We start from the raw sequence: 12,186 nt of genomic DNA on the forward strand, positions 1-12,186 counted from the left end.
TTGTCGTCCATCCGGTGCGGGGATCCACCGAGATAGGGATATGTCTGTCGCTCAAAGCGGTGAACTCTGCCACGGGAGACCGTATTTGGGGGGGGTGCGTACCGCGCGCGGGACGGCTCACTTCAGGCGCGCGGCGCGGCCCCGACGATGGTCGCGACGGCCGTGTCGAGCTCCCGGTCGCTCAGGTCGGCGCGGGCGGTGAGCCGGATGCGCGAGATCCCGTCCGGTACCGAGGGGGGCCGGAAGCAGCCCACGACCAGGCCCGCCGCCCGGCAGTCCGCCGCCCAGGCGAGCGCCGCGTCCGGCGAGGGCGCCTGTACGGACACGACGGCCGCGTCCGGCCGTGCGGCGGTCAGTCCCGCGTCCGTCAGCCGCCGGTGCAGCACAGCGGCGACCTCCTGGGCGCGGCCCGCGAGCTCCGGTTCCCGGCGCAGCACCCTCAGGGCGGCGAGCGCGGCGCCGGCCGCCGCGGGTGCGAGTCCGGTGTCGAAGATGAAGGTCCTGGCCGTGTTGATCAGGTGCTCGATCACCCTGGCCGGGCCCAGGACCGCGCCGCCCTGGCTGCCGAGGGACTTGGAGAGGGTGAGGGTGGCGACGACTCCGGTCGCGCCGGCCAGTCCGGCTGCGTCGAGCGCTCCCCGGCCGCCGTCGCCGAGGACGCCGAGACCGTGGGCGTCGTCGACGAGGAGGGCCGCGCCGTGTGCGCGGCAGACCTCGGCGAGTGCGGGCAGCGGCGCGGCGTCGCCGTCCACGGAGAACACGGAGTCGGTGACGACGAGGGCCCGGTGGTCGGGGTGGGCGGCGAGGGTCTTGCGCACGGCCTCGGGGTCGGCGTGCGGGACGACCGCGGTCTCGGCGCGGGAGAGGCGGCAGCCGTCGACGATGGAGGCGTGGTTGCCCGCGTCGGAGACGACGAGGGCGTCCCGGCCGCCGAGGGCGGTGACGGCGGCGAGGTTCGCCGCGTAGCCGGAGGACAGGACGAGGGCGGCCTCGAATCCGCAGAATTCGGCGAGTTCGCGCTCCAGCTCGGTGTGGAGCGCGGTGGTGCCGGTGACCAGGCGGGAGCCGGTGGCGCCCGCGCCCCAGCGGCGAGCGGCGTCGGCGGCTGCACCTGTGACCTCGGGCCGCCGGGTCAGTCCCAGGTAGTCGTTGCTCGCCAGATCGAGCAGGACCGAGTCGGCGGTGCGCGGCCGGAGCGTGCGGACGAGTCCCGCGCGCTCGCGGCGGCGCGCCTCGTCGTCGATCCAGTCGAAAGGATCCTGAGTGGCCTGCGGCATGAGGTGTCCGGTCCTTTTGTAGGCAGCGCACAGACCCTAACCGGACGGGGGCCGGGAGCCGATGTGGCCATGCACACACCTCAAAGCGGCGCTGTTGTGGGGTTCCTCCTTGGCCGGGGGCGCTGCCGTGGGTAAGGATCAGCGCCATGGACCTGCTGAACACGCTGGTGGAGAAGGGGCTGCGGCGCGAGCTGCCGACCCGTGAAGAAGCGCTCGCCGTACTGGCGACCTCCGACGACGATCTGCTCGATGTGGTGGCCGCGGCCGGCAAGGTACGCCGCCAGTGGTTCGGACGGCGGGTGAAGCTCAACTATCTGGTCAACCTGAAGTCCGGCCTGTGCCCCGAGGACTGCTCGTACTGCTCGCAGCGGCTCGGGTCGAAGGCGGAGATCCTCAAGTACACCTGGCTGAAGCCCGACGAGGCGTCCGAGGCCGCGGCCGCCGGTGTGGCCGGCGGCGCGAAGCGGGTCTGCCTGGTGGCGAGCGGCCGCGGCCCTACGGACCGGGACGTCGACCGGGTCTCGAAGACCATCGAGGCGATCAAGTCGCGACACGAGGACGTCGAGGTGTGCGCCTGTCTCGGGCTGCTCTCCGACGGCCAGGCGGAGCGGCTGCGTGAGTCGGGCGCCGACGCCTACAACCACAATCTGAACACGTCCGAGGGGACGTACGGGGACATCACGACCACACACACCTACGCCGACCGCGTGGACACGGTGAACAAGGCGCACGCCGCGGGCCTGTCCGCCTGCTCCGGTCTGATCGCCGGCATGGGTGAGAGCGACGAGGACCTGGTGGACGTGGTCTTCTCGCTGCGCGAGCTCGACCCGGATTCGGTGCCGGTCAACTTCCTCATCCCCTTCGAGGGCACCCCCCTCGCCAAGGAGTGGAACCTGACCCCGCAGCGGGCGCTGCGCATCCTGGCGATGGTCCGGTTCGTCTGCCCCGACGTCGAGGTGCGCCTCGCGGGCGGGCGCGAGGTCCATCTGCGCACCCTTCAGCCGCTCGCGCTGCACCTGGCCAACTCGATCTTCCTGGGCGACTACCTGACCAGTGAGGGCCAGGCGGGCAAGGCCGACCTGGAGATGATCGCGGACGCCGGCTTCGAGGTGGAGGGCACGGACACGACGACGCTGCCCGAGCACCGTGTCTCCGGTGGCGGCTGCGGGTCGGTGTGCGGTGATGGCGGCGAGGGCGGCTGCGCCGGTGAGACGCCCGCCGCCGAGGCCGCTCCGGCCGAGGCGCCCGGCGCGCGCACGGACCTGGTCGCCGTACGCCGCCGTGGTGCCGGTACGGACCTCGCGCCCAATGCCTGAGTTCTCCCCCGGCGAGCTGCGCGCCCTGGACCGCGCCCATGTCTGGCATCCGTACGCTCCCATGCCGGGCCGTACGGATCCCGTGGTCGTGGAGTCCGCGTCCGGGGTACGGCTCAGGCTGGCCGAAGAGGCGCACGGCCGGCGCGAGTTGATCGACGGCATGTCGTCGTGGTGGTCGGCGGTGCACGGCTACAACCACCCCGTCCTCAACGAGGCGGCGACCGCGCAGCTGGGCCGTATGAGCCATGTGATGTTCGGCGGGCTCACCCATGAGCCGGCCGTACGGCTCGCGACCCGGCTGGTGGAGATCACTCCGGAGCCCCTGCAGCACGTCTTCCTGTGCGACTCGGGCTCGGTGTCGGTCGAGGTCGCCGTCAAGATGTGCCTCCAGCACTGGCGTTCGGTGGGTCGCCCGGCCAAGCAGCGGCTGCTGACCTGGCGCGGCGGCTACCACGGTGACACGTGGCAGCCGATGTCGGTGTGCGACCCGGAAGGGGGCATGCACGGTCTGTGGAAGGGCGTGCTGCCACGGCAGATCTTCGCGCCCGCGCCGCCGACCGAGTACGACGATTCGTACGCGGACGGGCTGCGCGAGCTGATCGGGCGGCACGCGGACGAGCTGGCCGCGGTGATCGTGGAGCCGGTGGTGCAGGGCGCGGGCGGCATGCGCTTCCACTCCCCCGCGTACCTGCGGGTGCTGCGGGAGGCGTGCGACGAGCACGACGTGCTGCTGGTCTTCGACGAGATCGCGACCGGTTTCGGCCGCACGGGCGAACTGTTCGCGGCCGGGCACGCGGGTGTCGCACCGGACGTGATGTGCCTGGGCAAGGCGCTGACCGGCGGCTATCTCTCGCTGGCGGCGACGCTGTGCACGGCGCGGGTGGCGGACGGGATCTCCCGGGGCGAGGTCCCTGTCCTGGCCCATGGCCCGACGTTCATGGGCAACCCGCTGGCCTCGGCGGTGGCCTGCGCGTCGATCGACCTGCTGCTCGGCCAGGACTGGCAGCAGGAGGTCAAGCGCCTGGAGGCGGGCCTGCGGGACGGGCTGGCCGAAGCTGCCGCGCTGCCGGGGGTGAAGGACGTCCGGGTGCTCGGCGGCATCGGTGTCGTACAGCTGGACCACGAGGTGGACATGGCGTCGGCGACGGCGGCGGCCATACGCGAGGGCGTGTGGCTGCGGCCGTTCCGCGACCTCGTGTACACGATGCCGCCGTACGTGACGAGCGACGAGGACCTGGCGCGGGTGTGCCGCGCGGTCCGCGCGGCCTCGTCCGCGACCTGACACCCCGCCGGGGGTGAGCCCCGCTCCGGGATCGTGCAGGTCTGGCGGGCCCGGGCCCGGGCAGCTCATCGGGGCGGGCTCCCTGGTAGGGCGGCGCGTCGGCAGGGTGGCAGCCGGGAAGCGCGCCGTCGGCGGAGGTCCAGCGGGCACCCGCCGCGCATGCGCCGGGTGTCTCGCGACGCCCGGCGCGATGGACTTCGTCGCACAGGGCGGACGGCTCGGGGTGGTGCCGGTTTGGCCTCCGGGCCCGGCACACTGCCGGTTCGGCTCCCGGGCCGGGACTCGGCCCGGGACGGCGCGGGTGCTGCCGGGGCCCGGCGGCCCGGCAGGGCGTCGGCCGGGGCGACGCGCCGGCAGGGTGGCAGCCGGGACGGGCGGCAAACCCCGTCGGACGGGACGGCGCGCAGGAGCGTCGGGACGCAGGAGCGAGAGCAGGAGAGGGAAGCGCAGCATGCCAGTGATCGTCGTGACAGGAACCGGGACCGAGATCGGGAAGACCGTCGTGACCGCGGCCGTCGCCGCGCTCGCCGTGGCGGAGGGCCGGTCCGTCGCCGTGGTCAAGCCCGCCCAGACCGGGGTCGGGCCCCGGGAACCTGGCGACGTCGACGAGGTGCGGCGTCTGTCGGGCGAGGTCACGGCCGTCGAACTGGCCCGGTTCCCCGAGCCGTTGGCACCCGCGACCGCCGCCCGGCGGGCCGCGCTCGCCCCGGTGACGCCAGAGGCGGTGGCCGAGGCCGCCGGGAAGCTCGCAGCCGAGCACGACCTCGTGCTGATCGAAGGAGCCGGCGGGCTTCTCGTACGGTTCGACGACGCGGGCTCGACACTCGCCGACGTGGCGGGTCTGCTCGACGCTCCCGTCCTGGTCGTCGCGCCCGCCGGGCTGGGGACCCTGAACATGACCACGCTGACCGCCGAGGCGCTGCGTGCCCGTGGGCTGGCGCAGCTGGGCGTGGTGGTCGGCAGCTGGCCCGAGCAGCCGGACCTCGCGGCGCGCTGCAATCTGGCGGACCTTCCCGAGGCGGCGGGCGCGCCGCTGCTGGGCGCGGTCCCGGAAGGCGCCGGGGCGCTCGCTCCCGCCGAGTTCCGGGCGCGGGCCGGGCGGTGGCTGGCTCCCCGGCTCGGCGGCGTATGGGCGCCGGAGGCGTTCGGCGCGGTCGTGGGCTGACGTCCATGCGCGCACGGATCGACGAGATCGTCTTCGACTGTCACGACCCCGCCCGCCTGGTCCGTTTCTGGTCGGGGCTGCTGGGCGGCGAGCCGGTGGACCGCAGCGCGGACTGGTCGTACGTCGATCCGCCGGAGTTCGTACGGGTCGCCTTCCAGCTGGTGCCCGAGGGCAAGGCGGTCAAGAACCGGCTGCATCTGGACCTGGACGCCGGCGACGTCGACACCGCGGCGGACGAAGCGGTACGGCTGGGTGCGCAGCGCGTCGGTGCCGTCGTCACCGACGACCACAGGCGTTTCCAGGTCCTGCGGGACCCCGAGGGCAACGAATTCTGCTTCGTGGCGGGCAACGACGGCTGAGCGGCGCCTTCCCGGGGGAGAATGGCCGTGACCGGTCCGTCCCGTCCGAGGAGGTCCGCGATGCCGCCGCACCGTACGAAGGCGTCCCGGGACGCCGTCCACCATCCGGTCTTCGCCCGCTTCTACGCCCGCATGAGCGTCTCGGCGGACGCGAAGGGCGGAATCGCCGCCTACCGCGCGGAGTTGCTGTCGGGGCTGTCCGGCCGGGTCATCGAGATCGGCGCGGGCAACGGGCTGAACTTCGCGCACTACCCGGCGGCCGTCTCCGAGGTCGTCGCTCTCGAACCGGAACGCACCCTGCGGAAGTTGGCGGTCGAGGCGGCGCTGCGCTCCGGAGTGCCGGTGGACGTCGTACCGGGTGCGGCGGAGGCGCTTCCGGTGAAGAGCGAGGCGTTCGACGCCGCGGTGGCCTCGCTCGTGCTGTGCACCGTACGGGACCTGCCGCGGGCGCTCGCGGAGATCAGGCGGGTGCTGCGGCCGGGCGGTGAGCTGCGGTTCTTCGAGCACGGCCTCGCCGGCAGCCCGGGCCTGGCACGGACGCAGCGCGCTCTGGACCGTACGGTGTGGCCCCGGTTGTTCGGCGGCTGCCACACGGCGAGGGACCCGCTCGCCGCGATTAAGGCGGCGGGCTTCGAGCTCGGGACGCACCGCAGGTTCAACGTGCCGGACAGCAGGCTGCGGTTGCCGACCTCACCGTGCGTCCTCGGTGTGGCGCGCCGCCCGTTCACGTCCTAGGGACGATCGCTCGGCCCCAGGGCCGATGACTCCTCCGCAAAGTCGGTCATGTGCTTCGCAAGGCCGGTCACTCGCTCCACCGGCGCAGCTCGTCGGCGACGGCGCGCACGTCCGCCTTGCCCTCCTTGACCAGGCGAGCGAGGTCGCGCACCTGCTCGGGCGAGGTGACCACCTTCAGCCCGCTGGCGACGAGGTAGCCGTAGGCGACGGCGGAGGCGAACATCGCGTTGGAGTGCTCCAGCGCGGGCACGTGCAGCAGGAGTTGGAGCAGGGCCGCGGCACGGGCGTGCGGGTCGGCGTAGACGGGCGTGCCGAATATCTCGGCGTCGTGGCGGCTGACGGCGGCGACGAGCGCGCCCCAGTCGGTGACCTGGGGGTCGCCGGGGGTCTTGTGCTCGGCGACCATGAGCAGCCAGGCGAGGTCGATCGTCAGGCTCAACGCTTCTCGCCGAACTCCTCGGCGAAGACCGTCTCGTACTGCTTCATGAAGTCGGCCGCAGCGTCCACGAAGGCGCGGCCCGCCTCGCCGGCGTCCTGTCTGACGAGCTCCTCGATGTAGCGGTTCACACTCATCCCGCGCTGGAGGGCCCGCCGGCGGGCGGCCTCGGCGGTGGTCTCGTCCACGCGTACGTTCAACTGGGTTTTCGCCACCCCTTCAAGCTAGCGCGCGGGCGCTAGCACGGCAAGGCGCTCCGCCGCCACCGGCCGCAGCCCGCACCGCCTGCCGAAGTCGGTGGCGGGACGCACGGCGGGCGTGCTTGGCTCCCCGGCATGAGCGACCTGCGCATACGTACCGCTTCCGTCGACGACGCCGACTCCGTGCTGGCCTTCTGGAGGGAGGCGGCCGAGGGCACCAGCATCACGGACGACGTGGACGGCGTCACCCGGCTCATCACCCGGGACCCCGAGGCGCTGATCCTGGCCGAGGACGGCGGGCTGCTCGTCGGCTCGGTGATCGCCGGGTACGACGGATGGCGCTGCTCCCTCTACCGTCTCGCCGTCCTCCCCTCGCACCGGCGCCGGGGCGTTTCGGCGGCGCTCCTCGCGGCGGCCGAGAAGCGGTTCCTCGCGGCGGGCGGGCGGCGCGGGGACGCGATGGTGCTGGAGGCGAACGAGCAGGCACACCGGGCCTGGGCCTCGGCCGGCTACCACCGCGAGGACCACTGGCGCCGCTGGGTCAAGCCGTTCAGCTGAGTCCCTCGCTGATCCGGGCCGCAGCCTCTCGCTGATCCGGGCCATCACCGCTCCGGCCTGCATTGCCTGACCTTTACCATGGATGGATCCGCCACTCCCCGTACGAAAGGTGTGAGCGTCCGCCCATGGACGAGCCTCCCAGTAGCCGACATCGCGCATTCCACCTCCCCCCGTCCGATCATGGGACGGAGGTGAACCGATGACCGAGGTGCTTCTGCTCGCCGTGGCGGTACTGCTCTCACTCACCTGTGGAGCCTTCGTCGCGGCCGAGTTCTCCCTCACGACGGTCGAGCGCAACGAGCTCCACCGGGCGGTGGCGCGCGGCGACCGGGGCGCGGCCGGTGCCCTCAAGGCCGTACGCAGCCTCACCTTCCAGCTCTCCGGCGCCCAGCTCGGCATCACCGTCACCAATCTGGTCGTCGGCATGCTCGCCGAGCCCTCCGTCGCCACGCTCATCCGCGGCCCGGTCGAGGCGCTGGGCCTGTCACCCTCCGTCGCGGCGTCCGCGGCGCTGGTCATCGGCACCGCGCTGTCCACGGTCGTGCTGATGGTCGTCGGTGAGCTCGTCCCCAAGAACTGGGCGATCTCCTCCCCGCTGGCCGTCGCCAAGGTGGTGGCCACACCGCAGCGGATGTTCACCGCCGCCTTCCGGCCGCTGATCGCCCACCTGAACAACACCGCGAACCGCATCGTGACCCGCCTCGGCATGGAGCCGACGGAGGAGCTCGCGTCGGCGCGCAGCCCCAAGGAACTCGTGGCCCTGGCCCGCCACTCCGCCAAGGTGGGCGCGCTGGAGGCCTACACCGCCGAGCTGTTCGTGCGCTCGCTGAACCTCGCGGAGCTGACCGCGGAGAACGTGATGACACCACGCGTCCAGGTCATCGCGCTCGACGCGTCCGCCACGGCCGAGGACGTCGCCAACGCCACCCGCGCGACCGGTCTGTCCCGCTTTCCCGTCTACCGGGGCAGCCTGGACACCGTCGTCGGTATCGCACACATCAAGGACGTCCTCACGGTGCCGGCCGAGCTCCGGGCCCGTCATCGGGTCTCGGACCTGCTGCGCGAGCCGGTGCTGGTGCCGGAGACGCTGACCGTGGACCGGCTGCTGGACCGGCTGACGGGCAAGTCCACGATGGCCGTCGTCATCGACGAGTACGGCGGCACGGCCGGTGTGGTCACGATGGAGGACATCGTCGAGGAGGTCGTCGGCGAAGTGCGCGACGAGCACGACCCGCACGAGACGCCCGACCTGGCGCGGGCCGGTGAGGACGCGGACGGCCGCGCGCTGTGGTCCGCGGACGGCGCGGCCCGCACGGACCAGCTGGAGACCATCGGGCTGCGTGTCCCGGACGGTCCCTACGAGACCCTGGCCGGTCTCGTCGCCACCGAACTGGGCCGTATCCCCGCCGAAGGCGACCGGATCGATCTGGCGGGCTGGCAGCTGGACATCGTCGACGCCTCCGGGCGCCGCGCCGCGCGTGTGCTGATGCACGCACCGCTCGACGGCCCCGACGGTGATGTGGCCGAGGAGGCAGGACGATGATCGCGATCCAGCTTTTCATCGGTCTGCTGTCCCTGGTGCTCAACGCCTTCTTCGTCGGAGCCGAGTTCGCGCTGATCTCGGTGCGGCGCAGCCAGATCGAGCCGGAGGCCCAGGCAGGCAACCGGCGGGCGCGCAGCGTGCTGTGGGGTCTGGAGCATGTGTCGGCGCTGATGGCGGCGGCCCAGCTGGGCATCACCCTGTGCACCCTGGTGCTCGGCATCGTCGCCGAGCCGGCCATCGCACATCTGCTGGAGCCGGTGTTCGACGCGGTCGGCGTGCCGCACGGCGCCGTCCACCCGGTCTCGTTCGTGATCGCGCTGGCGCTGGCCACCTATCTGCACATGCTGCTCGGCGAGATGGTGCCGAAGAACGTGGCGCTGGCCGAGCCGCTGCGCAGCGCGCTGCTGTTCGGCCCTCCGCTGGTCGCGCTGGCTCGGGCGCTGGGCCCGGTGATCATCATGATCAACGCCCTCGCGAACGGGTTGCTCAAGCTGCTCAGGGTCGAGACGAAAGACGCGGTGTCCGCCACGTTCTCGGACGACGAGCTGGCGAGCCTCGTGCAGGACTCGGGCGAGGCGGGCCTGCTCGACGACCGCTCGGCGGGACGGCTGCGCGACGCGCTGGAACTCGGGCGGCGGCCGGTGCGTGATGTCGTGCTGCCGGTCGAGCAGGTCGTGTACGCGATGGACGGGACGACGCCGGAGCAGCTGGAGCAGCTGTCGGTGGAGTCGGGGTACTCACGGTTCCCGGTCGTGGACGCGGGCCGTCGCATCCTCGGCTACCTCCATGTGAAGGACGCGCTCGACGCGGCTCCGCGGGATGTGCCGTTCCCGCTCAACGCGATGCGCCCGATCGCCCGGGTGCGGGCGACGACCCCGCTGGACGACGTGCTCACCGCGATGCGGCGCAGCCGCACCCACCTGGCGGCCGTCCTCGACGAGCAGGGCAGGCCCGAGGGCCTGGTGACGATGGAGGACATCCTGCGCGAGCTGGTCGGCCGCCCGGGCTGACGCCGCGCCGCGGCAGGCGGCCCCGCCGCCGGGAGGCCGAAGCCTCCGTGCCGCGGGGCGCGCACGTCGCACGCGCGGGCCGGGGTCGACGGGCGCAGGCCCCGGGGGCGCGGGGCGCTCCAGTCGCAGGCGCGGGGACGGCAGGCGCGGGGACGGCGGGCGCGGGGACGGCGGGCGCGGGGACGGCGGGCGCGGCGACCGGGGCCCGAGTCGCCCGGTCGCGGGGCGCTGGTGCGCGACGCCGTCCCAGGGGCCCGTGCGCCGCTGCGCGCGGAAAGGCCCCTCGCCGGCCGGCGAACCTCCTTCAGGGGTCAGAACGTCGTCGCGGCGAGCCAGGTCGTCAGCACCGCCCGGTCTCCCGTGACCTTGAAGCGAGGGTCGTCCGCGCCGCGGCGTCCGTACATCAGCAGGAGCAGGTCACCGCTCGGCCCCGCCACATGCACCGACGGTGCCGCCGCCGCCGACTTCGTCCAGGCGAAGCCCGCCTCGCCGAAGGTCACCGTCCACGAGGCTCCGGTATCCCTCGAGCTCAGGCCGATCGATCCGTCCGCGAGACGCGCCACCGGCTCGGCGAGCCAGGAGAAGTACGGCAGGTTCTCCAGGAACTCCTCGATCCCGTCCGCCGCCGTCCCCGGCGTGACACTCGGCTCGCGACCCAGCGACAGCTCGGCATCGGCGAGGTGGACGATCGCTTCGAACAGCAGCCGGCGTGGGAAGTAGCCCACCCGCTGGTCCGCGCCGTTGGACCACATCGGCGTGTCCGGGTCGACCTTGCGCAGGGTGTCGAGCGCGGTCTCGGTGCTCCGGGCGAGCCAGTCCGGATAGTCGGCCGGATCGTCCGGCAGGTGGAGGGGGACCTCGCGCAACCGGACGCGCTCGGCGGCCCCGGTCCGTACCAGGTGCTCCATCCAGCGGTGCGTGGTCCCGTGGTGGCGCACGAGGTCGGCCAAGGTCCATCCGGGGCAGGTGGTCACCGGCGTGGCCGGATCCGCCTCCCGTACGGCAGCCAGGAAGCGCCGCTCGACGTGCTCGATCGCGTCGCAGTACAGCTCGTGCTGGTCGTCGTCGAGGCCGAAGCTGTCGGGTATGCGCAGCAGCTCGTCGTGCCAGGCCCCTTCGGGGTGGCGGCCGGCCGCGCGGCGGAAGAGCCGGGCGAGCTCGCGCCGGTCGGCGGGCGGCAGCCGGTCGAGCAGGAATCCCGTGGTCTCCAGCCACTTCACCGCGGTGTCCGGGTCGAGTATGTCGTCCTCACAGGTGTCGATCGAGATCACCACATCGGCCAGCGCTTCGGCCAGCGCGTTGAGCAGTGCGTCGCTCACGAATGCTCCCCTCCCGGTACGGAACCGAGGGACCTTACCGCGCGGTAGGATCGCTGCGCCATGGAGATGAATGCCAGTTACACGAGTTTTGTCGCGGTAGGTGATTCGTTCACCGAGGGCATGTCCGATCTGCTGCCCGACGGCACCTACCGAGGCTGGGCCGATTTGCTCGCGGCGCGTCTGGCGGCCCGTACGCCGGGCTTCCGCTACGCGAACCTGGCCGTGCGCGGGAAGCTGATCGGGCAGATCGTCGACGAGCAGGTCGGCGCCGCGGCGGCGATGGGGGCCGATGTGGTCACCCTCGTCGGCGGGCTCAACGACACCCTGCGCCCCAAGTGCGACATGGTCAGGGTGCGCGATCTGCTGGAGGAGGCGGTGGAGCGTCTCGCGCCCTCCTGCAAGACGCTGGTCCTGATGCGCAGCCCGGGCCGCAGCGGCCCCGTGTTGAAACGGTTCAGCCCGCGCATGGAGGAGCTGTTCGCCCATGTCGACGCGCTGGCGGCCCGGCACGGTGCGCTGGTCGTCGACCTGTACGGCTCCTCGGTGCTGAGCGACCAGCGGATGTGGGACGTGGACCGGCTGCATCTGACGGCCGAGGGGCACGGGCGCGTCGCCGAGGCCGTGTGGCAGACGCTGGGCCTGGACGCCGAGGTCGACTGGCAGGCACTGCTGCCTCCGGCGGTGCGGACGAACTGGGCCGCACGCAGGGCGGCTGATCTGCGGTTCGCGCGCCGGCACCTGGGGCCGTGGATCGGACGACGGCTGACGGGGCGCTCGTCGGGCGACGGCCGTCCGGCGAAGCGGCCGGAGCTGCTGCCGTACGAGCCGCCCGCGTGGTGACGCCGGCTGCGTGCGCCAGGGGGTACGGCGCCGGTCGGCAGGCGACCGGCCAGTCCGCAGAGGTGCGGGGCCGGTTCGCAGACATCCGGGGCCGGTTCGCAGACATCCGAAGCGGGTCGGCAGGCGGCCTGGCCGTCTCGTAGCAA

Annotated in this window: 13 protein-coding genes; 9 read left to right on the forward strand and 4 right to left on the reverse strand. The window is 72.9% G+C overall.

Annotation, left to right across the window (positions count from 1 at the left end; translation table 11 throughout):
* Positions 1–122 precede the first annotated feature (122 nt).
* Complete coding sequence (locus tag J7E88_RS33200) at positions 123–1,277, reverse strand: 8-amino-7-oxononanoate synthase (RefSeq protein ID WP_215187184.1); 1,155 nt, start codon at positions 1,275–1,277, stop codon at positions 123–125.
* A gap of 146 nt (positions 1,278–1,423) precedes the next feature.
* Between J7E88_RS33200 and bioB the strand changes: the two genes are divergently transcribed.
* The 5 genes from bioB (at position 1,424) to J7E88_RS33225 (ending at position 6,134) form a co-directional block, all read left to right on the forward strand.
* Positions 1,424–2,593 carry a biotin synthase BioB gene (gene bioB / locus J7E88_RS33205; RefSeq protein ID WP_215187185.1) on the forward strand — a complete coding sequence of 390 codons (1,170 nt, stop codon included), beginning with the start codon at positions 1,424–1,426 and terminating at the stop codon, positions 2,591–2,593.
* Entirely contained in the window at positions 2,586–3,875 is a 1,290-nt protein-coding gene (locus J7E88_RS33210) for an adenosylmethionine--8-amino-7-oxononanoate transaminase (protein WP_215187186.1), read from the forward strand. Before bioB ends, J7E88_RS33210 begins: the two co-directional genes overlap by 8 nt.
* A 451-nt stretch (positions 3,876–4,326) precedes the next feature.
* Positions 4,327–5,040, forward strand: coding sequence for a dethiobiotin synthase (bioD, locus tag J7E88_RS33215; protein WP_215187187.1), 714 nt, complete (start codon positions 4,327–4,329; stop codon positions 5,038–5,040).
* 5 nt (positions 5,041–5,045) lie between these two features.
* On the forward strand, positions 5,046–5,399 hold the full coding sequence (locus tag J7E88_RS33220) for a VOC family protein (RefSeq protein ID WP_215187188.1): 354 nt from the start codon (positions 5,046–5,048) through the stop codon (positions 5,397–5,399).
* A 60-nt stretch (positions 5,400–5,459) separates the two neighbouring features.
* Positions 5,460–6,134: a class I SAM-dependent methyltransferase gene (locus J7E88_RS33225; protein WP_215187189.1), complete on the forward strand. Its 675-nt coding sequence runs from the start codon at positions 5,460–5,462 to the stop codon at positions 6,132–6,134.
* A 67-nt stretch (positions 6,135–6,201) separates the two neighbouring features.
* On the opposite strand, the gene J7E88_RS33230 is transcribed toward J7E88_RS33225, so the two are convergent.
* Complete coding sequence (locus tag J7E88_RS33230) at positions 6,202–6,573, reverse strand: fic family toxin-antitoxin system, toxin component (protein WP_215187190.1); 372 nt, start codon at positions 6,571–6,573, stop codon at positions 6,202–6,204.
* Positions 6,570–6,785, reverse strand: a complete 216-nt coding sequence (locus tag J7E88_RS33235) for an antitoxin (RefSeq protein ID WP_215187191.1) — start codon at positions 6,783–6,785, stop codon at positions 6,570–6,572. Before J7E88_RS33235 ends, J7E88_RS33230 begins: the two co-directional genes overlap by 4 nt.
* A gap of 120 nt (positions 6,786–6,905) precedes the next feature.
* Here J7E88_RS33235 and J7E88_RS33240 point away from each other — a divergent pair, with 120 nt between their 5' ends.
* The 3 genes from J7E88_RS33240 to J7E88_RS33250 all read left to right on the forward strand — a co-directional run bounded on the left by J7E88_RS33240 (position 6,906) and on the right by J7E88_RS33250 (position 9,881).
* A complete protein-coding gene (locus J7E88_RS33240) occupies positions 6,906–7,328 on the forward strand; it encodes a GNAT family N-acetyltransferase (protein ID WP_215187192.1) in 423 nt (140 codons plus the stop codon).
* A gap of 199 nt (positions 7,329–7,527) precedes the next feature.
* Positions 7,528–8,871: a hemolysin family protein gene (locus J7E88_RS33245; protein WP_215187193.1), complete on the forward strand. Its 1,344-nt coding sequence runs from the start codon at positions 7,528–7,530 to the stop codon at positions 8,869–8,871.
* Complete coding sequence (locus tag J7E88_RS33250; protein ID WP_215187194.1) at positions 8,868–9,881, forward strand: hemolysin family protein; 1,014 nt, start codon at positions 8,868–8,870, stop codon at positions 9,879–9,881. The genes J7E88_RS33245 and J7E88_RS33250 overlap by 4 nt, the downstream gene beginning before the upstream one ends.
* A 311-nt stretch (positions 9,882–10,192) precedes the next feature.
* Here J7E88_RS33250 and J7E88_RS33255 read toward each other — a convergent pair whose 3' ends face one another.
* A complete protein-coding gene (locus tag J7E88_RS33255; RefSeq protein ID WP_215187195.1) occupies positions 10,193–11,200 on the reverse strand; it encodes a maleylpyruvate isomerase family mycothiol-dependent enzyme in 1,008 nt (335 codons plus the stop codon).
* Between the two features lie 60 nt (positions 11,201–11,260).
* Between J7E88_RS33255 and J7E88_RS33260 the strand changes: the two genes are divergently transcribed.
* On the forward strand, positions 11,261–12,040 hold the full coding sequence (locus J7E88_RS33260; protein ID WP_215187196.1) for an SGNH/GDSL hydrolase family protein: 780 nt from the start codon (positions 11,261–11,263) through the stop codon (positions 12,038–12,040).
* Positions 12,041–12,186 lie beyond the last annotated feature (146 nt).

Source organism: Streptomyces sp. ISL-10, assembly GCF_018614575.1.
GTDB lineage: Bacteria > Actinomycetota > Actinomycetes > Streptomycetales > Streptomycetaceae > Streptomyces.

Coding starts and splice junctions, on each gene's coding strand:
- J7E88_RS33245 (WP_215187193.1), top strand. CDS start 7,528: ATGACCGAGGTGCTTCTGCTCGCCGTGGCGGTACTGCTCTCACTCACC.
- J7E88_RS33200 (WP_215187184.1), bottom strand. CDS start 1,277: ATGCCGCAGGCCACTCAGGATCCTTTCGACTGGATCGACGACGAGGCG.
- J7E88_RS33210 (WP_215187186.1), top strand. CDS start 2,586: ATGCCTGAGTTCTCCCCCGGCGAGCTGCGCGCCCTGGACCGCGCCCAT.
- J7E88_RS33250 (WP_215187194.1), top strand. CDS start 8,868: ATGATCGCGATCCAGCTTTTCATCGGTCTGCTGTCCCTGGTGCTCAAC.
- J7E88_RS33225 (WP_215187189.1), top strand. CDS start 5,460: ATGCCGCCGCACCGTACGAAGGCGTCCCGGGACGCCGTCCACCATCCG.
- bioD (WP_215187187.1), top strand. CDS start 4,327: ATGCCAGTGATCGTCGTGACAGGAACCGGGACCGAGATCGGGAAGACC.
- J7E88_RS33240 (WP_215187192.1), top strand. CDS start 6,906: ATGAGCGACCTGCGCATACGTACCGCTTCCGTCGACGACGCCGACTCC.
- bioB (WP_215187185.1), top strand. CDS start 1,424: ATGGACCTGCTGAACACGCTGGTGGAGAAGGGGCTGCGGCGCGAGCTG.
- J7E88_RS33260 (WP_215187196.1), top strand. CDS start 11,261: ATGGAGATGAATGCCAGTTACACGAGTTTTGTCGCGGTAGGTGATTCG.
- J7E88_RS33220 (WP_215187188.1), top strand. CDS start 5,046: ATGCGCGCACGGATCGACGAGATCGTCTTCGACTGTCACGACCCCGCC.